Genomic DNA, 19,953 nt, shown 5'->3' with positions numbered 1-19,953 from the left:
GGGAGGCGGCGCCGATCAGGCCGCCTCGGCCGAGGTGTCGGCCAGGCCGAGCAGCCGGGCCTGCACCGCCGCGTCGGCGGCCAGCGCCGCGGCGCTGCCCTCATAGGCGACGGCGCCGTTCACCAGGATGGTCGCCCGGTCGACGATCGGCAGCACTGTCTCCGCATGGTGCTCCACCAGGATCAGGCTGGCCTTGTGGCGCAGCTGTACCACCGCCTCCATCACCTCCTGCACGATGGCCGGCGCCAGCCCCTCGAAGGGCTCGTCCAGCAGGATCAGCTTGCTGGGCACCACCAGGGAGCGGGCGATGGCCACCATCTGCCGTTCCCCGCCCGAAAGCGAATCGGCGCGGGAACGCTGCAGCACCTTGAGCTTGGGGAAGAGGTCGTAGACGTCGTCCAGGCTCGCCCCGCCCGGCCGGGCCGCGATGCGCAGGTTCTCCAGCACGGTCAGGTTGGGGAACAGCCGCCGCCCCTCCGGCACCACTGAGACGCCGGCCCGGTTGATCTCGAAGGGCTTCGACCGCGTGATATCCTGGCCGGCGAAGGTGATGCGGCCGGAGGCGACCTCCACCGTGCCCATGATGGCGCGCAGCGTCGTCGTCTTGCCCACGCCGTTGCGGCCGAGGAGGGCCAGCGCCTCGCCTTCGCCCACCGCGAGGTTCAGCCCGTCCAGGATGGTGCTGCCGGCATAGCCGGCGCGCAGCCCCTCGATCTTCAGCAGCGGCTTGCTCGCCCCCAGCGGCAGCCGCGCCACCACGGGCGAGGCGGGTTCGGAGAGATGGATCTCCTCGCCCTTGGCATGGCCCAGATAGGCGGAGATCACCTCCGGGTGGCGGGCCACCTCGGCCGGCTTGCCGTCGGCGATCAGCCGGCCCTGGTGCAGCACGGTGATGCGGTCGGACATGGCCAGCACGCGGTCGATGTCGTGCTCGATCAGCAGCACGGCGTGGCTGCGGGCGAGCGTCTGGATCAGCGCGGAGACCACCTTGCGGTCCGCCTCCGCCAGCCCCGCCAGCGGCTCGTCGAGCAGCAGCAGCTTCGCCTCGGTGGCGAGCGTCACCGCGATCTCCAGCAGCCGCTTCTCGCCATGGGCGAGGTTGGCGCAGCCCTCGGCGGCGCGGTCCTGGAGGCCCACGGCGGCAAGCAGCGACCAGGTGCGGGCGTTGATCTCCTCGATGCCGTAGGCGTCCCGCCAGAACCCGCGCCGCGCCGGGTGCCGCGCCTGCACGGCGACGCGGACGTTCTCGAAGGCGGTCAGGTTGGGGAAGACGCTGACGATCTGGAAGGAGCGCGCGAGGCCGAGCCGCACGCGCTTGTGGATCGGCAGCCTCGAGATGTCCGTGCCGTCGAAGACGATCCGCCCCTGCACGGTCGGCAGCACGCCGGTCAGCAGGTTGAAGAAGGTCGTTTTGCCGGCGCCGTTGGGCCCGATGAAGCTGTGCAGCCTGTGCGGGTAGACCTCCAGGCTGATGTCCTTCTGGGTGACGATGGAGCCGAAGCGGTGCGTCAGGTGCTCCACCGTCAGGATGGGCCTGCCGTCGGCCATCTCCAGCCGCGGCGCCTCGTAGGGGCGGATCGCGGCCGGGCGGGGCGGGATGCCGCGCCGGGTCAGCGTCCAGTGCTCCCGCCGCAGCAGGCGCTGCGCCAGGCCCTGGATGCCCTCCGGCGAGAGCAGGGCGAAGGCGATGATGATGGGCGCGAAGATCAGCCACCAGTTCTCGGTGACGGCGCTCAGCCGGTCCTCCAGCACGATGAAGACGATCGCGCCCCAGAGCGGGCCGAGGAAGTGGTGCACGCCGCCGAGCACGGTCATCAGCAGGCTGTCGCCGGCATGCACCCAGGAGAGGTTGTTGGCGTAGGCGCCCTGGATCAGGAAGGCGAGCAGCCCGCCCGCATAGCCGATCACCCCGGCCGAGACGACGAAGGCCGCGAGCTTGGTGCGGAAGACGTCGTAGCCCAGGCTGCGCACCCGCGGCTCGTTGTCGCGCACGGCCTGGAGCGTGCGGCCGAAGGGCGCGTGCGCGAGGCGCCAGAGGAAGTACATCGCCGCGGTCACGGTCGCCAGGGTGAAGAGGTGGAAGGCCGGCAGCTCCGTGAACCAGGGGCGCGGCACGTTCTGGATGCCGTTCTCGCCGCCGGTGAAGTCCGTCCACTTGAAGACGATCTCGAAGGCGATCTGCGAGCAGGCGAGCGTCAGCAGCGAGAAGTACAGGCCGCGCCGGCGCAGGATGACGAGGCCGAGGGCGAAGGCCAGCGCCATCGAGAAGGCGATGGAGAAGAGCAGCGCGCCGACCTCCGAGCCGAAGAGGTGGCCCATCGACAGCGCAGCGGCGTAGCTCGCCAGGCCGAAGAAGACGGAGGCGCCGAAGGGGACGAGGCCGGTATAGCCCATCAGCAGGTTCACGCCCGCGCCGTAGAGCATGTAAACGGCGATCTGCGTGACGCGGCTCAGCGGCTGGCCGGTGAGCATGACGAAGGCGGTGAGGCCGCCGAGGACGAGCGCGACCCAGAGGACGGGGTGGCCCAGGACGGGATGACCCAGGATGGGGCGGCGTGGCAGGCTGCGGGCGTGGCTCATTCGAAGCGCTCCCAGCGCTCGCCGAACAGGCCGCGCGGCCGGATCAGCAGGATGGCGGCCATCAGCACGTACATCGACGCGGCGGAGGCCTCGGGCCAGAACTGGATGCTCATCGCGGTCACCAGCCCGACCAGCAGGCCCGCGACCACCGCCCCGGCATAGGAGCCGAGGCCGCCGATGGTGACGATGACGAAGGCGGGCATCACCGCGCCCGCCGCCATGGAGGGGGTGACGGTCCAGAGCGGCGCGGCCAGCAGCCCCGCCGTGCCCGCCAGCATGCAGCCCAGGCCGAAGACGCCGGTCAGCACCCAGGGCAGGTTGATGCCGAGCAGGCTGACCATCTCCGCGTCGCGCGAGCCGGCGCGCAGGATGCGGCCATAGGGCGTGAAGGAGAGGAAGGCCCAGAGCGCCACGAGGATCGCGACCGTCGTGACCAGCACGGCCAGGCGGTAGGTGGTGATCAGCACCGGCCCCCATTCGACGAAGCCCGTCAGGAAGGGCGGCGGCGAGAAGGGCTGGCCGCCCGCGCCCCAGACGAGGCGGATCAGCGCCTCGATCAGCAGCGCCAGGGCGAAGGTCAGGATCAGGCTGATCAGCGGTTCCTTGCCGTAGAGCCGGCGCACCAGCAGGAACTCCACCGCCATCCCCAGCGCGCCGACCAGCAGCGGGGCCAGGGGCACGGCGATCCAGCCGAAGGACTGGTAGAGCGAGACGGCGAAGTAGGCGCCGAGCGCGAAGAAGGCGCCATGGGCGAAGTTCACGATGCCCAGCATGCCGAAGATGATCGACAGGCCGATGGCGATCAGCACGTAGAGGAAGCCCAGCACCAGGCCGTTGACGGCCTGCGACAGGAGGATGTCGAGCATCACGGCTCTCCGGGATCGGGTTGGCGGAGCGGCGGGGGGCGATCCCGCCCGGGTCCTGGTCCGGTGCTCATGCGTCCTCCCTGGCCCGTCGCGGCGGGGCCTGCTCTCTTTCATGGGCGATGGTGCGGGCGAGGCCATCGGCCAGCGTCGTGCGCGGCAGGCCGGGCAGCGCCGCCTCCAGCCCGTCCGGCGCCAGCGCGGCGGGGAAGGGCAGCGGCGGCCCCTCGGCGCGCAGGTCGGCCCCCGGCTCCACGCGGCGGATCGCGGCGATCAGCGCGTCCGTGTCGGCGGTCTCGCCGTTCAGGTTGAAGACCTCGGCGCCCGGACGGTCGCAGCCCAGCGCGGCGACGAAGGCGGCGGCGACATCCCCGGCGAAGACCATGCCCGAGGCGCCGGTATAGGGAATGACGTAGGGCTCGCCCCGCGCGGCGGCGCGGCAGGCGAGGCTGGGGGCGGCGGTCAGCCCGCCCTCGCGCCCGGGGCCGTAGACGACATAGGGGCGGAAGCCGGTGCTGGCGATGCCGGCATCGCGCCAGAAGGCGCGGGCGGCGCCCTCCACCGCGAGCTTGGTGGCGCCGTACTGCGTCGTGGGGCAGGGGGTGTGCCCGTCCTGCGGCCCGAAGACGGCGGCGCTGCTGGCATAGACCACGCGGCCGATCCCGGCGGATCGCGCGGCCAGGAAGGCGTGCAGCGAGCCGATCAGGTTCACCTCCGCCCCCAGCACCGGGTTCGCGGCGCAGGCGGGGGTGAGCAGCCCGACGAGGTGGATCAGCCCGCCGCAGCCCGCGGCCGCCGCCTGCATCGCGTCGCCGTCGCGCACGTCGCCGGCCCGCCACTCCACGCGCGGATCATCCGCCCCGACGCCCGCGACCTCCCGCGCCAGGCGCGGATCGGGGCGCAGGTCGAACACGCGGCAGGTCATCCCCTCGATGAGCAGGCGCCGCAGGATCCAGGCGCCGAGGAAGCCGCTGCCGCCCGTCAGCAGGACGCGCATCGGCGGGCTCTCCTGGATGCGGCATGCGGGTCGGTCCCGTCGCGCATGTCTCTCTCCCCCGGGGCTTCTTGCTTGCTGCGGGCGCCGCCCCATCGGCACCACGGAGGTCTTTTATGGAATTGCATTCCGAAAAGGAACCCCCTACGTTCGATCTGGAATTTTGAGGCTACAGGCCCGGGGGGAACATCGCGTGTCCATTGCAGTCGCCGTGATCGGCGCGGGGGTGATCGGCCGGGCGCATATCCGAATCCTGGCGGCGCTGGCGCCGGAGCAGGGCCGCCTCGCCGCCATCGTCGATCCCACCGAAGCGGGCGCGGAGCTCGCGGCACGGCTGGGCGTGCCGCATTTCCGCGAGGCGGAGGCGATGCTCGACACGGTGCGGCCGGACGGCGCGGTCATCGCGACGCCGAATGCCCTGCACGTCCCCGGCGCCCGCGCCTGCATCGACCGCGGCGTCGCCATGCTGATCGAGAAGCCGATCGCCGACGATCTCGACGCCGCCGCCGCCGTCGCGGAGGCGGCGGAGCGCGCCGACGTCCCGCTGCTGGTCGGGCATTTCCGCCGCCACAACCCGGTGATGGGCGCGGCGCGACGGCTGATCCGCGAAGGACGCCTCGGCCGCCTCGTCGCCGTCAGCGCGGATTCCCTGGTGCTGAAGCCCGACCCCTATTTCGACATCGCCTGGCGGCGGGAGGCGGGCGGCGGGCCGGTGCTGATCAACCTCGTCCACGACATCGATGCGCTGCGCTTCCTCTGCGGCGAGATCGACACCGTGCAGGCCGTCACCGGCAGCGCCGCGCGGGGCTTCGCGGTGGAGGACACCGCCGCCGTGCTGCTGCGCTTCCGCTCCGGCGCGCTGGCGACGATCACCCTCTCCGATGCCGTGCCCTCGCCCTGGTGCTGGGACCAGACCTCCGGCGAGAACGCGGATTTCGCGCGGCACCGGGCCAATGCCTATCGGATCTGCGGCACGGAGGCGTCGCTGGAGATGCCGGAGATGGCGCTGTGGCGCTACGCCGGCACCCGCGGCTGGGGTCAGCCGCTGACGCGCGAGGTGCTGGCCGTGCCGCCGCGCGACCCGCTGGCGGAGCAGATGCGCCACTTCCTGCGCGTCATCCGGCGGGAGGAGGCGCCGCTCGTCTCCGGCCGCGACGGGGTGGCGACGCTGGCCGCGACGCTCGCGGTGAAGCGCTCGGCCGAGACGGGCGAGGCCGTGCGACCCGGCGCCGCGCTGGAGCCGGTGGCATGAACCGCATCGACCTCGACGGGCTGCGCGCCGTCATCACCGGCGGGGCCGGCGGGCTGGGCGAGGCGATCGCCGCGCGCTTCGTGGCATCCGGCGCCACCGTCTCGCTCTGGGACCTGGACCGCGACGCCGCCGCGGCCGTCGCCGCGCGCACCGGCGCGACGGAGGCGCGCGCCGTGGACGTGACGACGGCGGAGAGCGTGGACGAGGCCATGGCGGGGACCGTGGCGGCGCTGGGCGGGCTCGACATCCTCGTTACCGCGGCCGGCGCCACCGGACCGAACCTGCCGCTGGAGGAGACGCCGCCCGAGGCGTGGCGCCGCAACCTGGAGCTGAACCTGTTCGGCGTCTTCCTCTGCTGCCGCGCCGCCGTGCCGCATCTGCGCCGCTCGGCGCAGGGGCGGATCGTCAACATCGCCTCCATCGCCGGCAAGGAAGGCAATGCGGGGCAGTCGAGCTACTCGGCCGGCAAGGCGGGGGTGATCGCGCTGACCAAGTCGCTGGGCAAGGAGCTGGCGGACACGCCCATCCGCGTGAACGCCATCGCGCCGGCCGTCATCGAGACGCCGCTGCTCGCCCAGATGCCGGAGGCGATGTACCGCGCCGTGCTGGCCCGGGTGCCGCTCGGCCGCCCCGGCAAGGGAGCGGAGGTGGCGGCGATGGTCGCCTGGCTCTGCTCCGCCGAATGCTCCTTCTCCACCGGCGCCACCTTCGACCTGTCCGGCGGGCGGGCGACCTACTGAATTCTCACGGACATGCCAAGGACCGGACGATGATGAACCTGGATCTCGCCGCCCTCGCCGAGGACGCGGCCTACGACCTCGTCGTGGTCGGCGCCGGCGGCGCGGGCATGGCGGCGGCGCTGTTCGGCGCGCTGGAAGGCCAGACCGTGCTGCTGGTGGAGCATGAGGCGGTGGTCGGCGGCACCACCGCCTGGTCCGGCGCCACCACCTGGATTCCCGGCACGCAGCACGCGGCGAGCGTCGGCTCCGGCCCCGAGGACAGCGCCGTCGCGGCGGAGTTCATGCGCCGCACCGTCGGCAACCGCTCCAGCGAGGCGCTGCGCGCCGCCTTCCTGCGCAACGGCCCGGCCGCCATCGCGCGGCTGGAGGCGGAGACGCCGGTGAACTTCCGCGCCCGGCCCCTGCACCCGGACTACATCCAGGACGTGGAGGGCGCGACGCTGCGCGGCCGCGCGCTGGAGCCGCTGCCCTTCGACGGGCGGCTGCTGGGCGAGGACCTGGCGCTGGTGCGGCCACCCATCCCGGAATTCACCGTGCTGGGCGGGATGATGGTGGACCGCGACGACATCCCACATCTGCTGAAGATGACGAAGTCGGCGAAGTCCTTCGTCTATTCCGCGAAGCTGCTGGCCCGCTACGGCATGGACCGGCTGCGCCATTCGCGCGGCACGCGGCTGCTGATGGGCAACGCGCTGGTCGGCCGCCTGCTCTATGCGCTGAAGCGGAAGGGCGTCGCGCTGCTGACGCGGACGAAGGTGGAGCGGCTGCTGCTGGGCGAGGGCGGCATTGAGGGCGTGGCGCTGCGCCAGGGCGACACACGCCGCGTGGTGCGGGCGCGCAAGGGCGTGGTGATGGCGACCGGCGGCTTCAACCGGCATCCGAAGCGCCGGGCGGAGATGCTGCACCAGCCGACGCCCGCCTACAGCCCCGCAGCCCCCGGCCATACCGGCGAGCTGCACGACCTCGCCCTCGCCGCCGGCGCCCGCTATGCCGAGGGCGGGCTGGACAACGCCTTCTGGGCGCCGTGCTCCGTGCGCAAGCGCCCGGACGGCACCACAGCGGTCTTCCCGCACTTCGTGCTGGACCGCAGCAAGCCGGGCACGCTCTGCGTCGACCAGACGGGGCAGCGCTTCGTCAACGAATCCACCTCCTACCACCTCTTCGTCCGCGCCATGTTCGAGGCGAACCGGACGCGCCCCACCATCCCGTGCTTCATCGTCACCGATGCGGAGGGGCTGCGGCGCTACGGCCTGGGCATGGTGCGGCCGAATGCCTCGCCCAAGGCCCTCGCGCCCTTCCTGGCCGATGGCTACCTGACCGAGGCGCCGACGCCGGAAGCCCTGGCCGGCAAGCTGGGGATGGACCCCGCCCACCTGCGCGACGCCGTCGCGGCGATGAACCGCTACGCGCAGACCGGGGTGGATGAGGAGTTCGGGCGCGGCACCACCGACTATCACAAGGTCAACGGCGACGCCTCGCGCGGCTTCCCCAACCCGACCATGGGCCCCATCGGCACCGCGCCCTTCTACGCGGTGAAGCTCTACCCCGGCGACATCGGCGCCTCGACCGGCATGGTGACGGATGCGGACGCGCAGGTGCTGGGCCCCGACGACCGGCCGATCGGCGGCCTCTATGCCGTGGGCAACGACATGCAGTCGATCATGGGCGGCGTCTACAACGCCCCCGGCATCACCATCGGGCCGGGCATCACCTTCGCCTACGCCGCCGCCCGCCACGCCGCGGGGAGGGACGGCCAGGCGTCCGTCGCGCCGGCGCGCGGCAAGGCGGCGTGACGCCGCGCCGGGTCGGACGTGGCCTGCACTGTTCCCTGCACTGTCCAAGGAGAAACGGGATGACATTCAGCCGACGCAGCTTCGGGACCTCGGCCCTGGCACTGATGACGGGGGCGGCCGCCACGCGCCCCGCCCTGGCCCAGCCGGGCTATCCGGCGCGGCAGGTGACGGTCGTCATTCCCTTCGCCGCCGGCGGCGCCACGGACATCGTCGGGCGTGTCCTGGCGCAGCGCCTGTCCACCACGCTCGGCCAGCCCTTCGTTCCCGACAACCGCGCCGGGGCGGGTGGCATCGTCGGCTCCGGCCTCGTCGCCCGCGCGCGGCCGGACGGCTACACGCTGCTGGTCAGCCCCAACAGCACCTACGCGATGGCGGCGCTGCTCTACCGGACGCCCTACGACAACGACACGGCGTTCACGCCGATCAGCCTGCTCGCCAGCAACTGCCAGGCGGTCTGCGTGCGTGCCGACTCCCCCCTCCGGACGCTCGCCGACCTGGCGGCCGCCGCCCGGGCGGAGCCGCGGAAGATCAGCTACGGCTCCGGCGGCATCGGCGTCGTCAACCACCTCTCGGCCGAGCTCTTCGCCCAGCGCTCGGGCGTGGAGATGCTGCACGCCCCCTATCGCGGCGGCGGACCGGCGGCGCAGGCCGTGCTGACCGGGGAGATCACCCTCTCCTTCGTCGATCTGGTCACCTGCATCCCGTTCCTCCGGGACGGCGCAATGCGCGCGCTGGCCGTGACCTCGCTGGAGCGCAGCCCGCATCTGCCGGACGTGCCGACCATCGCCGAATCCGGCCTGCCCGGCTACCAGGTCAACTCCGACCTCGCCCTCTTCGCCCCGGCCGGCCTGCAGACGCCGATCCTGGCACGCCTTGCGGAGGCCACCGCCGAGGCGATGCGATCCGACGAGGTGCGCGAGCGGCTGCTGCCGTTGGCGATCGAGCCGGTTGGCGGCACGCCGGCCGAGTTCCCCGCCTACTTCGCGGCGGAAACCAGCAAGTGGCGCCAGGTCATCCGCGAGCGGAACATCACGGTGGAGTAGGCCCTGCGGCGTCGGACAGTGACGCTGCCCCGTTCCCCGCCGCGGCCCGCACCGTCCCTGCCTCATACTGACGGTGGGATGATCTGACCCGTTGTGCTGTGGTGTTCGGGCGTCGGACCGGGAGGGGACGCCGTCCCCTCCCAGACCCTCCCCTGCCGGGGCCACAAGCGGGCCCCGGTCCCCGCTGGGAGTTGGTTCTTCACGGTAGGAGTCAGCCTCCGGGCTGAACCCTGACAGAGCGTGGACAGGCGGGACTCTGGAAAAACTTCAGAAGGCGTCCGCGAGCATGGAGGCCGTGCCCGCCGAGGAGCATGGCTCCTCGGCGCTGTGACCCCGTCGCAGTCATCCGCGCGGTAGCACTCCTCGGGTCCAGGGCCCGCAGGGTCCTGGCGGAGTGGGGGTACGGGGGCGAGGCAGAGCCTTGCCCCCGGGCCACGGGGGCCGTGCGTATCAATCCGCCAGCAGGAACGCCACCATCCGGTCGCGCACCGCCTCGAACATGCCGGTGCCCGTGCGGGTGCCGCAGCCGCGGGCGCGGGCGGCGGCGAGCAGCGGCGTCACCTCCGGCACGGTGACGACGTCCGAGACGAAGGCATCGGGCGAGAGTCGCTCCGTCCGCACCGGCAGCGGGTCGCCTGGGCGCATCCCGGCGGGGGTGGCGTTGACCACCAGTTCATAGCCCGCCGGGTCGTCGCTGCCGGCCACGACCGGCGCGCCGCCGCGCCCGGCGAGGCGATCGATCAGCTGGTCGCGCCGCGCCGCGTCGGCATCGTGGATCGCCAGCTCCGCCACCCCCGCCTCGTGCAGCGCGAGCGCGATGGCCGTGCCCGCGCCGCCGGAGCCGACCAGCAGCGCGCGCCGCCCGGCGGGTTCGCATCCCCCGGCGCGCAGGCTGGCGACATGGCCCTCGCCATCCGTCATGTCGCCGTGCCAGCCGCCATCGGGGTTGCGCCGCATCACGTTCACCGCGCCGAGGAAGCGGGCGCGGTCGGTGAGCGTGTCGCAGAGCGACGCGGCGGCGAACTTGTGCGGCACGGTGACGATGATGCCGTCCAGGTTCCGCGCCAGGCTGGCGCCGCGCACGAAGCCCGCCACCGCATCCGGCGGCACTTGGATGGGCACCAGAACGGCGTTCAGCCCGCGTGCGGCGAGGGCCCGGCTGACGCCGTCGGGCGATTTCACCTGGGCGATCGGGTCGCCGATGATGACGTGCAGCCGGGTGGCGCCATCCAGCCGGATGGCGCCGGCGGGCGCGGCAGGAAGCTCCGCCATGGTGGGGCTTCCCGTCAGGACCGTGCCATCAGGGCGCTTCCATCTGGCAGCCGATCTCCGCCTGGGTGCCGTAGAGCGCCTCCAGCTCGCCCGGCTTCTCCGGCGCCTGGGCCAGCAGGTCGAGCCAGTCCCAGCGGTCGGTGATGCGCTCCTTCACCTTCATCACCAGGCAGCGGCGCAGCATCTGGTGGTCCCAGGACCGGTAGTAGGCGTCCACCGCCCCGTCCGGGAAGCGCGCCGTTTCCAGCGCGGCGACGATGTCCTGCGGCTTCACCGACTTCGCCTGCTCGATCCCGCCCAGAAGGGTGCGCATGCTCATCCAGCCCAGCCAGGCCTTGTCCGCGGCGGGCTTGTTGTGGCGCGCCTGGTAGGCGGCGGCGAAGGTGCGGTCGGCCTCCGGGTTGGTCGGGTCGCTGAAGTGCCAGGGCTTGCCGAAGATGCCCGTCGCCGCCTGCGGCCCGATGGCCCAGAGGTCGGCGTCGCCGATGATCGGGCAGGCCACGGGGATGCGGCCCTTCATGCCCATCTCGCCGTACTGCTTGAGGAAGGTGGAGAGGTCGCCGCCCGGCAGCCCCGCCACCACCACGTCCGGCCGCGCCGAGCGGATCTTGAGGATGAAGGAGGAGAAGTCGGTGGTGCCCAGCGGCGTGTTGTCGCGCGCCACCTCGCGGCCGCCCGCTTCCTCCAGCAGCCCCTTCATCGAGGTGTAGATGTCCTGGCCGAAGGCATAGGAGGCGGTGAGGAAGTACCACTTCTTGCCGATGGCGGTCAGGTGTGGCGCCATGGCGCGGGAGGCGACGGGCGTCGTCGTCAGCACCCGGAAGGTATAGCGGTTGCAGTCCTTGCCGGTGATCTCGCGCGCCGCCGCGTTCGGCGTGATGTAGGGCACCTTCGCGCGCTTGGCGACCGAGGCCATGGCGAGGGAGGTGCCGCTGTTGGTGCCGCCGATCACGGCCGCGACCTTCTCCTCCTCGACCAGCTTCTGCATGTTCTGCTGCGCCACCTGCGGGCTCGGCTCGTCCAGCCAGACCAGCTCGACCGGCCGGCCCAACGCCTTGCCGCCGGCCTGCTCCAGCGCGATCCGGGCGCCGCTGACCAGCTGCTCCCCCTGCTCGGTCCAGGTGCCCTGCTTCGCGAAGACCAGGCCGAGCTTGATCGTATCCTCGGCCGCGCGGGCCGAGCGGATCCAGGGCGCGGCCAGGATGGCGGCCGAGCCGGCCAGTGCGGTGCGTCGCCCGAGGCCGGGCGCACGGAATGCGGTCATGGAAACTCCTCCCTCACATCGACAGGAGCAGGGTTCACCCCGTCCTCTGGAATAGCATTCCATATTGAAACTTCGTGCCAGTCTAGTCTAAATTCACGGCATGTGCTGCAGCGCCCCCCGTCCATCCCCCGTCCCCCCCGCAGATGGTCGGCCGTCATGAGCAGCGTCCTCGACCGTGCCCTGCGGCTGCTGGAGATGCTGTCGCTGCATGCCGACGGGCTGCCGCTGCACGTCCTGGCGGATACGCTGGACATCCCGCGCAGCGCCACGCACCGGCTGCTGACCGAGCTGGTGCAGCAGGGCTACGTCCGCCAGGAGCGCGAAGGCGGGCCCTACCTGCTCACCATCCGGCTCGTCTCGCTGGGCCTGACCTACCTCGCCCGCAACGGCATCCCCGACATCGCCCAGCCGATCGTGGACCGGCTGGCCTTCCGCCATGGCGAGCTGTGCCGGCTGGGCATCGTCAGCGGCGGGGAGCTGATCTGGGTGACGAAGTGCCAGGGGGCGCGGGACGGGCTGCGCTACGACCCCGATGACGGGGCGGTGGCGCATCTCTCCTCCACCGCCAATGGCCACGCCTGGCTCTCCACCATGTCGGACGAGGCGGCGATGGCGATGGTCAGCCGCCAGGGCTTCGGCGAGCCGCAGCGCCTCGGCCGCAACGCGCCCGCGACGGTGCAGGCCCTGCTGGAGCGGCTGCGCCTGGCGCGGGAGCGAGGCTATGCCGTCATGACGGAAGGCTTCGCGCCAGGCACGGCCGCCATCGCCATCCCCGTGCGGCAGCCGGACACGCAGGAGGTGATCGGCGTGCTGAGCCTCGCCGGCCCCCTCGTGCGGCTGGACGAGGCACGCATGCACGCCCTGGCGCCGGAGCTGCGCGAGGCGTCGCTGGAGATGGGCGAGGCCAGCCGTGGCTCGCGCTTCTTCTCCGATCGGCGGCCGGAGCCGGCGCGGATCGACGCGGCGGCCTGAGGCCAAGCCCCCGGACGGGGCAGCGCAAAGAAGCAGAGCCCACAGGGCCGGGGGAGAAATGCCCGAGACCTATGACGTTCTGGTCGCCGGCTCCGGCGCCAGCGGGATGGCAGCGGCCGTGACGGCGGCGCTGCACGGCCTCTCCGTGCTGCTGGTGGAGAAGGACCCGCTCTTTGGCGGCACCACCGCCTGGTCGGGCGGCTGGCTCTGGATCCCGCGCAATCCGCTCGCGGTGCGGGCCGGCATCGTGGAGGACGTGTCGGAGCCGCGCCGCTACCTCCAGCACGAGCTGGGCCGAGGCTTCGACGCGGCGAAGGTGGATGCCTTCCTGGAGGCGGGGCCGCGCATGGTCGCCTTCTTCGAGGCGCGCACCGCCGTCCGCTTCATCCCCGGCAACGCCATGCCGGACTTCCACGGCCGCACCCCCGGCGCCGGCACGGGCGGCCGTTCCGTCTGCGGCGCGCCCTATGACGGCCGGGCGCTGGGGCCGCTGCGCGACCGGCTGCGCCCGCCGCTGGCGGAGACGACGGTGGGCGGCATGGCCATCGCCTCGGGCCAGGATCTGAAGCACTTCCTCAACGCCTTCCGCGCCCCTGGATCGGCCTGGCACGTGGCGAAGCGCTTCGCCCGCCATGGGCGCGACCTTGCCACGCATGGCCGCAGCCAGCAGCTGGTCAACGGCAACGCGCTCGCGGCGCGGCTGCTGCGCTCGGCCGCCGATGCGGGGGTGGTGCTGCGCGAGGGCACGGCCGTCGTGCGGCTGGTCCGCGAGGGCGACGCGGTGCGTGGCGCGGTGCTGCGCACGCCGCAGGGCGAGTGCGCCGTGGCGGTGCGCCGCGGCGTGGTGCTGGCCTGCGGCGGCTTTCCCCATGACCCGTCCCGGCAGCAGGCGATGTTCGCCCATGCGCCCACCGGGCGGGAGCATCATTCCGCGGCACCGCCCACCAACACGGGCGACGGCCTGCGCCTGGGCGAGAGCGCAGGGGGCCGCGTCGCCGACGACTTCCCCGACCCGGCGGCCTGGGCCCCCGTCTCCCGCGTGCCGCGCCGGGATGGCGGCATCACCAACTTCCCGCACCTGATCGAGCGTGCGAAGCCCGGCCTGATCGCGGTGCGCCGCGACGGCCGGCGCTTCGTGAACGAGGCGGGCTCCTACCATGACCTCATGCGCTGCCTGTTCGCCGCCACGGCGCCGGGCGAGGAGGTGGCGTGCTGGCTGGTCTGCGACCGCGCCTTCCAGCGCCGCTACGGTCTGGGCGCGGCCAAGCCGTTTCCCTTCCCCCTCGGCCCGCACCTGCGCAGCGGCTACCTCAGGCGCGGTCACACGATCGAGGCGCTGGCGGTCGAATGCGGCATCGATCCCGGTGCGCTGGCAGAGACGGTCGAGCGCTTCAACCGCCACGCCCGCGAGGGGCGCGACCCGGAATTCGATCGCGGCGGCACCCCCTACGAGCGCATCCAGGGCGAGCCGGACCGCAAGCCCAACCCTTGCGTCGCGCCGATCGAGTGCGGCCCCTTCTACGCGGTGAAGGTGGTGCCGGGCAGCCTGGGCACCTTCGCCGGGCTGCGCACGGACGAGCGCGCCCGCGTGCTGGACGGGGCAGGGGGGCCGATCCCCGGCCTCTACGCCGTGGGCAGCGACATGGCCAGCGTGATGGCGGGCCACTACCCGGCGGGGGGGATCAACCTCGGCCCGGGCATGACCTTCGGCTTCATCGCCGGACTCGACCTGGCCGGCGTGGCGGGGCCGGCACCGCAGGACGCGGCGCAGCCCGGCGCCGCGCCGCGCAAGGAGGAACCGCATGCAGCGCTATGAGATCGCAACCCTGACGACGACGCTGGGCGCGGCGTCCAGGGCCGCGCCGGCGATCGAGGCCTTCGCGGGCGAGGCGGGCGCCAAGGGCCGACTGCTGGGCCTCTGGACGACGGAGCTGGGACCGCTGAACCAGATCCTTGTGCTGCGCGGCTTCGAGACGGAGGCGGACCTCGCCGCCGAGCGGCGGCGCACGCTGCTGGCGGCGAACCCGTTCGGCAGCGCCGAATGGCTGACCGGGCTGGCGCTGGACAGCTACGTCCCCTTCCCCGAGCTGCCGCCGGTGGCGCCGGGCGCGTATGGCGCGGTCTACGAGTTCCGCACCTACATCCTCAAGCATGGCGGGCTGGGCCCGACCCTGGAGGCATGGAAGGCCGCCGTGCCGCCGCGCGCGGTGCTCTCGCCGCTGACCATCGCGATGTATGCGACCGACGGCGCGCCACGCTTCACCCACATCTGGCCCTATCCCAGCCTGAACGACCGCCTTGCGGTCCGCGGTGAATCGGTGCGGCAGGGCATCTGGCCGCCCAAGGGCGGGCCGCCCTGGCTCACCTCCGACATGCGCGCGACCGTCGGCCTGCCCACGGCCAATTCCCCACTACGCTGAGGCGACATGCCATGGAACCGTCCTTCTCCCTTGCCGCGCTCACCGCGCTGGAACTGCCGCCGCCGGCCCTGATCGACGTCGCCGCCGCGACGGGCTGTGCCCAGGTCGGGCTGCGCCTGATTCCCGTGGCGCCGGGCGCCGCCGCCTACCCGCTGCAGGACGATCCCGCCCTGATGCGGGAGACGCTGGTGCGGCTGCGCGACACGGGCGTCGGCGTGGCCGACCTGGAGATCGCCATGCTGCGCCCGGAGACGGACGTGGTGGCCTACCGCCCCTTCTTCGAAGCCGGGGCCAGGATCGGGGCGAAGCACGTCCTCGTCGCCGGCTACGACCCGGACCGCGCGCGGCTGGTCGACACCTACGCCGCCTTCTGCCGCGAGGCCGCCGCCTTCGGCCTGACCGGCGACCTGGAGTTCATGCCCTGGACCGCCGTGCCGGACCTCGCCGCCGCGATCGACGTGGTGGGGCGTGCGGGGCAGCCGAATGGCGGCGTCCTGATCGACGCCCTGCACTTCGACCGCTCCGGCAGCCGGATCGCCGACATCCCCCGGGTGCCGCGGGAGTGGCTGCACTACTGGCAGATCTGCGACGCGCCGGCCGAACGGCCAACCACGATGGAGGGTCTGCTCCATACCGCCCGCGCCGAGCGCATGTTCCCCGGCGAGGGCGGCATCGACCTGGTGTCGCTGATCCGCGCCATGCCGGCCGACCTGACCATCAGCCTCGAAATCCCCACGCTGGAGCTGGCGAGGACCGTCCCGGCGGAGCAGCGCGTCCGGCGCGCCATGGCGGCCGCGCGCGGCCTGCTGGCAGCGGCGGCCTGACGCGATGACACGCCACGTCGAAGAGGCCGCGGCGACGTCCGGAACCGCGACGCCCGTCGAGTGCGACCTGCTGGTGGTGGGCTCGGGCGCCGGCGGCCTGTCCGCCGCCGTCACCGCCGCGGCGCACGGCCTGCATGTCGTGGTGGCGGAGAAGGAGCCGGTGCTCGGCGGCACCACGGCCTGGTCCGGCGGCTGGATGTGGCTGCCGCGCAATCCCCTGGCGCGGCGCGCCGGCATCGACGAGCCGGTCGAGGCCCCGCGGGAGTACCTGCGCGGCGTGCTCGGCAACAACTTCGACGCGGCGCGGGTGGACGCCTTCCTGGAAGCCGCGCCGCGCATGGTGGAGTTCTTCGAGAGCCGTACCGCGCTGCGGTTCGAGGCCAACAACCGCATCCCGGACACCTACGGCAACATCCCGGGCGCCGGCACGGGGGGGCGGTCCCTGATCGCGGCGCCCTACGACGCCCGGGCGCTGGGTCCGCTGGTGCGCCGCCTGCGCCGGCCGCTGCGCGAGACCACCTTTCTCGGCATGACGATCCAGGCGGGGCCGGACCTCGCCGCCTTCATGAACGTGACGCGCTCGCCCCGCGCCTTCCTCCATGTCACGCGCCGCCTCGGGCAGCACCTGCTCGACCTCGCACGCCACGGGCGCGGCATGCAGCTGCGCAACGGCATCGCCCTGGTCGGGCGGCTGCTGCGCTCGGCCGCGGAGCTGGGCGTCGATCTCCGCACCGATGCGCCCGCGCTGCGGCTGCTGCGCGAGGAGGGGCGCGTCTGCGGCGCCGTGCTGGGCTCGCCGGCGGGCGAGGTCGAGGTGCGGGCCCGCCGGGGCGTGGTGCTGGCCGCGGGCGGCTACCCGCACGACCTCGCGCGCCGGCAGGCCACCTTTCCCGCGGGCGGCGAGAACTGGACGGTCGCGGCGCCCGCCGCCACGGGGGATGGGCTGCGGCTGGGCGAAGCCGTCGGGGGCACGGTCGACGCGTCTCTGGCAGCGCCGGGCGCCTGGTGCCCCGTCTCTCTCGTTCCCTACGCCGACGGCAGCACGGGCCGCTTCCCCCACATCATCGAACGCGGCAAGCCCGGCATCATCGGCGTGCTGTCGGACGGGCGGCGGTTCTGCAACGAGGGCGGCGGCTACCACGACTACGTCGCCGCCCTGCTCCGTGCCGTCCGGCCCGGGCAGGAGGTCGCCTCCTGGCTGATCTGCACGCGCGCCTTCCAGCGCCGCTACGGCCTCGGCATCGCGCGGCCGGCCCCGCTGCCGGTGCGGCCCCACCTGCGCTCCGGCTACATCCGGAGCGGCCGCACCGTCGCGGAGCTCGCGCGGGCATGCGGCATCGACCCGGACGGGCTGGAGCGGACGCTCGCCGAGTACAACCGGCATGCCCGGCGCGGCGAGGACCCTGCCTTCGGGCGCGGCAGCACGCCCTACAACCGGCTGCAGGGGGACGCAGACCATGGCGGCCCCAACCCCTGCGTCGCGCCCATCGAGGACGGGCCATTCTTCGCGGTGAAGGTGCTGCCCGGCAGCTTCGGCACCTTCGCGGGGTTGAAGACCGATGCCTGCGCCAGGGTCCTGGACGCCGGCGGCGCGCCCATCCCCGGGCTCTACGCCGCCGGCACGGACATGGCGAGCGTGATGGGCGGGCATTACCCGGCGGGGGGGATCAACCTGGGTCCCGCCATGACCTTCGGCTTCATCGCCGGCCGGCATGCGGCCGCTGGTCCCGGGTGAGAGAACCGGGGCCCTCGCCATCGGGCGTCGCGCGCATCCTGGAATGTCACGGGGTCGACGGCCGTGGCGGTCGTGCCGGATGTCCCCGCGCATGAAGGAGGTTGCCCCGGATCGTTCCCAGATCCAGCAGCTCGATCGTCGTCTCGACCATGGCCTGCTTGAATGCCGCAACGGCAAGCGATCGGTAGCGGTCGCGCTGCTCGACGAAGGACAGCCGCCAGAGGAGACGCGGCGCCGCGATCGGTAGCGCACGCATCGTGCCGGCGCCGACCTCCGCCCGCACGGCGTCGGCGCTCAGGACCGAATAGCCGCGCCCATCGATCACCAGAAGTTTGAGAAGATCGATGTTGTCCGCCTCGACCACGATCTGCGGCGCCTTCAGCCCGGCGCGCTCGACCGCCTCGTCGAACACGATGCGCAGCCCGTGGTGCAGGCCCGGCAGCACCAGGGGCAGCCGGGCCACCTCCGCCAGCGTGCAGGACTGCCGGCCGGCCAGGCCGTCCGGCGCCTGTGCCGTCGACGCAGCGGCCGGAGCGATGAGGCATATCTCCTGCTCCAGCAGGGGGGTGGCTTCCAGTTCGCCCCGGCGCGGCTCTCCGAACATGAGGCCGATCTCCGCCTCCCCGCTGCTCACCCAATCCTCGACATAGCCCGAGTACCCCGACAGCACCCGCAGCCTGATCTTGGGGAAGCGCGCGATGAAGTTGGGCAGGGCCGCATGCATCAGCGTGGCGCCGATGACCGGCGGCAGGGCAACGCAGAGCGGGCCGTTCGGCTCGGCCGCCCGGTCCACCGCGTCGCGCCGCAGCTGCGCGAGGACCTCCTCGATCTGCTGCGCCCGTGCCAGCACCGCCTCCCCCGACGGGGTCGGGGCCAGCCGCCGCGGCGTCACGGCAAAGACCAGCGGCACCCCCAGCTCGCGTTCGAGCAGCCGGACCTGCCTCGCCACCGCGGGTTGGGTCAGCCCCAGCTGCGCCGCCGCGCCGGCGAAGCTTCCGGCCCTGACCGTCGCGACGAAGTACCGGATGGCCTGCAGATCCATGCTCACCTTTCCCGCGGCGGCCGGCCCGTTTACCAAAGAAAATCTTTGCATGATACCAATAAAATCTAAAATTGATTTTGGTCTTCCGGCCGCCGTAGACCGGCTGCAACGACACAGCAACGGAGGAAACCCGGGATGAAGCGGAGATCGCTTCTCGCCGCTGCCCTTGTGGCACCCCTGGCGCGGCCGGCGTCCGGGCAAGGAGGCCTTCCCCTCGCGGCCGCTGCGCCTCATCGCGCCCTTCGCGCCGGGCGGATCGAGCGACCTCCTCGCCAGGGCGTCGGCGGAGGGCATGTCGAAGGCACTCGGCCAGCCGATGGTCGTGGAGAACCGCGTCGGCGCCGGCGGGACCATCGGCCTCGCGGCCGCGGCCCGCTCCGCGCCCGACGGCTACACGCTGGGCTTCGGCGGGGTCGGCTCCCTGGTGCACAGCGCGGGTACCCTCGCGGGCCGCGTTCCCTTCGACGTCGAGCGCGACTTCGTGCCGATCGGCCTGATGGGGAGCACCCCGATCGTGGTGGTGGCCTCGGCCGCATCCGGGATCAGGGACCTGAACGATCTCCTGGCCAGGGCGCGGCAGCAGCCGGGCGCCATCGCCTATGGGTCCGCCGGCACCGGAGGGGCGCTGCACCTAGCCGGCGAGATGCTGCAACGCCTGGCGAAGGTGGAGATGGTCCACGTGCCCTATCGCGGCGGCGCGCCGGCGCTGACCGACCTCCTCTCCGGCCAGATCCCGATTGCCTTCCTCGACACCGGCACGGTGATGGGACAGCGCACCAACCCCGCCCTGCGTATCCTGGCGGTGGCGAGCAGCGAGCGCTTCCCCGGCCTGCCGGACGTGCCGACCACGGCGGAGCAGGGGATGCCCGGCCTCGTCGTCGAGCTCTGGTACGGGATCGTGGGCCCCCGGGGCATCCCGGACGCGGTCGCCACCCGGCTGGAGCGGGCGTCGCAACAGGTCGCGGACGATGCGGCCTTCCACCGCATCCTGGAGACCGCCGGCTTCCGACCCTATCCGGGCGGCCGGGACCGCTTCGCCGCGCTGATCCACAGCGAGCTGGAAACCTGGTTGCCGATCATCCAGGCCGCGAACATCCGCATCGAGTAGCCGGAAGCAGACAGCCGACCTCCGTCGCCGGACAGGTGCCATCAGGACCAG

At 72.9% G+C, this 19,953-nt stretch carries 16 protein-coding genes; 10 read left to right on the top strand and 6 right to left on the bottom strand.

Features of this window, described 5'->3' with window-relative positions; translation table 11 throughout:
- Positions 1–15 precede the first annotated feature (15 nt).
- The 3 genes from LPC08_RS16935 to LPC08_RS16925 form a co-directional block, all read right to left on the bottom strand.
- The gene (locus tag LPC08_RS16935) at positions 16–2,580 is read right to left on the bottom strand and encodes a branched-chain amino acid ABC transporter ATP-binding protein/permease (protein WP_230449409.1); all 2,565 of its coding nucleotides are present in this window, start codon (positions 2,578–2,580) and stop codon (positions 16–18) included.
- Positions 2,577–3,446, bottom strand: coding sequence for a branched-chain amino acid ABC transporter permease (locus LPC08_RS16930; RefSeq protein ID WP_230449408.1), 870 nt, complete (start codon positions 3,444–3,446; stop codon positions 2,577–2,579). The genes LPC08_RS16935 and LPC08_RS16930 overlap by 4 nt, the downstream gene beginning before the upstream one ends.
- A 67-nt stretch (positions 3,447–3,513) precedes the next feature.
- On the bottom strand, positions 3,514–4,440 hold the full coding sequence (locus tag LPC08_RS16925) for an NAD-dependent epimerase/dehydratase family protein (protein WP_230449407.1): 927 nt from the start codon (positions 4,438–4,440) through the stop codon (positions 3,514–3,516).
- Positions 4,441–4,630: 190 nt separating this feature from the next.
- Between LPC08_RS16925 and LPC08_RS16920 the strand changes: the two genes are divergently transcribed.
- The 4 genes from LPC08_RS16920 to LPC08_RS16905 are packed head-to-tail and all read left to right on the top strand — an operon-like array spanning position 4,631 to position 9,265.
- A complete protein-coding gene (locus LPC08_RS16920) occupies positions 4,631–5,689 on the top strand; it encodes a Gfo/Idh/MocA family protein (RefSeq protein ID WP_230449406.1) in 1,059 nt (352 codons plus the stop codon).
- Positions 5,686–6,429, top strand: coding sequence for an SDR family NAD(P)-dependent oxidoreductase (locus tag LPC08_RS16915; RefSeq protein WP_230449405.1), 744 nt, complete (start codon positions 5,686–5,688; stop codon positions 6,427–6,429). The genes LPC08_RS16920 and LPC08_RS16915 overlap by 4 nt, the downstream gene beginning before the upstream one ends.
- A gap of 29 nt (positions 6,430–6,458) precedes the next feature.
- A complete protein-coding gene (locus LPC08_RS16910; RefSeq protein WP_230449404.1) occupies positions 6,459–8,222 on the top strand; it encodes an FAD-dependent oxidoreductase in 1,764 nt (587 codons plus the stop codon).
- A 59-nt stretch (positions 8,223–8,281) separates the two neighbouring features.
- Positions 8,282–9,265 (top strand): Bug family tripartite tricarboxylate transporter substrate binding protein, encoded by a 984-nt coding sequence (locus LPC08_RS16905; protein ID WP_230449403.1) that lies wholly within the window; start codon positions 8,282–8,284, stop codon positions 9,263–9,265.
- Positions 9,266–9,715: 450 nt separating this feature from the next.
- Here LPC08_RS16905 and LPC08_RS16900 read toward each other — a convergent pair whose 3' ends face one another.
- Positions 9,716–10,537, bottom strand: a complete 822-nt coding sequence (locus tag LPC08_RS16900; RefSeq protein ID WP_230449402.1) for a shikimate dehydrogenase family protein — start codon at positions 10,535–10,537, stop codon at positions 9,716–9,718.
- 28 nt (positions 10,538–10,565) lie between these two features.
- Complete coding sequence (locus LPC08_RS16895; protein ID WP_230449401.1) at positions 10,566–11,801, bottom strand: ABC transporter substrate-binding protein; 1,236 nt, start codon at positions 11,799–11,801, stop codon at positions 10,566–10,568.
- Between the two features lie 156 nt (positions 11,802–11,957).
- Between LPC08_RS16895 and LPC08_RS16890 the strand changes: the two genes are divergently transcribed.
- From LPC08_RS16890 to LPC08_RS16870, 5 genes are read left to right on the top strand one after another with little or no spacing between them, the layout of a single operon-like run.
- On the top strand, positions 11,958–12,773 hold the full coding sequence (locus tag LPC08_RS16890; protein ID WP_230449400.1) for an IclR family transcriptional regulator: 816 nt from the start codon (positions 11,958–11,960) through the stop codon (positions 12,771–12,773).
- Between the two features lie 58 nt (positions 12,774–12,831).
- Positions 12,832–14,589 (top strand): FAD-dependent oxidoreductase, encoded by a 1,758-nt coding sequence (locus tag LPC08_RS16885; RefSeq protein WP_230449399.1) that lies wholly within the window; start codon positions 12,832–12,834, stop codon positions 14,587–14,589.
- A complete protein-coding gene (locus LPC08_RS16880) occupies positions 14,576–15,193 on the top strand; it encodes an NIPSNAP family protein (protein WP_230449398.1) in 618 nt (205 codons plus the stop codon). Before LPC08_RS16885 ends, LPC08_RS16880 begins: the two co-directional genes overlap by 14 nt.
- A gap of 11 nt (positions 15,194–15,204) precedes the next feature.
- On the top strand, positions 15,205–16,017 hold the full coding sequence (locus LPC08_RS16875) for a sugar phosphate isomerase/epimerase family protein (protein WP_230449397.1): 813 nt from the start codon (positions 15,205–15,207) through the stop codon (positions 16,015–16,017).
- A 4-nt stretch (positions 16,018–16,021) separates the two neighbouring features.
- Entirely contained in the window at positions 16,022–17,752 is a 1,731-nt protein-coding gene (locus LPC08_RS16870) for an FAD-dependent oxidoreductase (RefSeq protein ID WP_230449396.1), read from the top strand.
- 46 nt (positions 17,753–17,798) lie between these two features.
- Here the strand turns inward: LPC08_RS16870 and LPC08_RS16865 are convergent, their stop codons facing one another.
- Positions 17,799–18,794 (bottom strand): LysR family transcriptional regulator, encoded by a 996-nt coding sequence (locus LPC08_RS16865; protein ID WP_230449395.1) that lies wholly within the window; start codon positions 18,792–18,794, stop codon positions 17,799–17,801.
- A gap of 166 nt (positions 18,795–18,960) precedes the next feature.
- On the opposite strand from LPC08_RS16865, the gene LPC08_RS16860 reads away from it, so the two are divergent.
- A complete protein-coding gene (locus tag LPC08_RS16860; protein ID WP_304622032.1) occupies positions 18,961–19,902 on the top strand; it encodes a Bug family tripartite tricarboxylate transporter substrate binding protein in 942 nt (313 codons plus the stop codon).
- Positions 19,903–19,953: the final 51 nt, after the last annotated feature.

Source organism: Roseomonas sp. OT10 (assembly GCF_020991085.1).
GTDB classification, from domain to species: domain Bacteria; phylum Pseudomonadota; class Alphaproteobacteria; order Acetobacterales; family Acetobacteraceae; genus Roseomonas; species Roseomonas cutis.
This window is presented reverse-complemented; position numbering and strand designations above follow the sequence as displayed.

Coding starts and splice junctions, on each gene's coding strand:
- LPC08_RS16935 (WP_230449409.1), bottom strand. CDS start 2,580: ATGAGCCACGCCCGCAGCCTGCCACGCCGCCCCATCCTGGGTCATCCC.
- LPC08_RS16930 (WP_230449408.1), bottom strand. CDS start 3,446: ATGCTCGACATCCTCCTGTCGCAGGCCGTCAACGGCCTGGTGCTGGGC.
- LPC08_RS16925 (WP_230449407.1), bottom strand. CDS start 4,440: ATGCGCGTCCTGCTGACGGGCGGCAGCGGCTTCCTCGGCGCCTGGATC.
- LPC08_RS16915 (WP_230449405.1), top strand. CDS start 5,686: ATGAACCGCATCGACCTCGACGGGCTGCGCGCCGTCATCACCGGCGGG.
- LPC08_RS16910 (WP_230449404.1), top strand. CDS start 6,459: ATGATGAACCTGGATCTCGCCGCCCTCGCCGAGGACGCGGCCTACGAC.
- LPC08_RS16905 (WP_230449403.1), top strand. CDS start 8,282: ATGACATTCAGCCGACGCAGCTTCGGGACCTCGGCCCTGGCACTGATG.
- LPC08_RS16900 (WP_230449402.1), bottom strand. CDS start 10,537: ATGGCGGAGCTTCCTGCCGCGCCCGCCGGCGCCATCCGGCTGGATGGC.
- LPC08_RS16895 (WP_230449401.1), bottom strand. CDS start 11,801: ATGACCGCATTCCGTGCGCCCGGCCTCGGGCGACGCACCGCACTGGCC.
- LPC08_RS16890 (WP_230449400.1), top strand. CDS start 11,958: ATGAGCAGCGTCCTCGACCGTGCCCTGCGGCTGCTGGAGATGCTGTCG.
- LPC08_RS16885 (WP_230449399.1), top strand. CDS start 12,832: ATGCCCGAGACCTATGACGTTCTGGTCGCCGGCTCCGGCGCCAGCGGG.
- LPC08_RS16880 (WP_230449398.1), top strand. CDS start 14,576: ATGCAGCGCTATGAGATCGCAACCCTGACGACGACGCTGGGCGCGGCG.
- LPC08_RS16875 (WP_230449397.1), top strand. CDS start 15,205: ATGGAACCGTCCTTCTCCCTTGCCGCGCTCACCGCGCTGGAACTGCCG.
- LPC08_RS16870 (WP_230449396.1), top strand. CDS start 16,022: ATGACACGCCACGTCGAAGAGGCCGCGGCGACGTCCGGAACCGCGACG.
- LPC08_RS16865 (WP_230449395.1), bottom strand. CDS start 18,794: ATGGATCTGCAGGCCATCCGGTACTTCGTCGCGACGGTCAGGGCCGGA.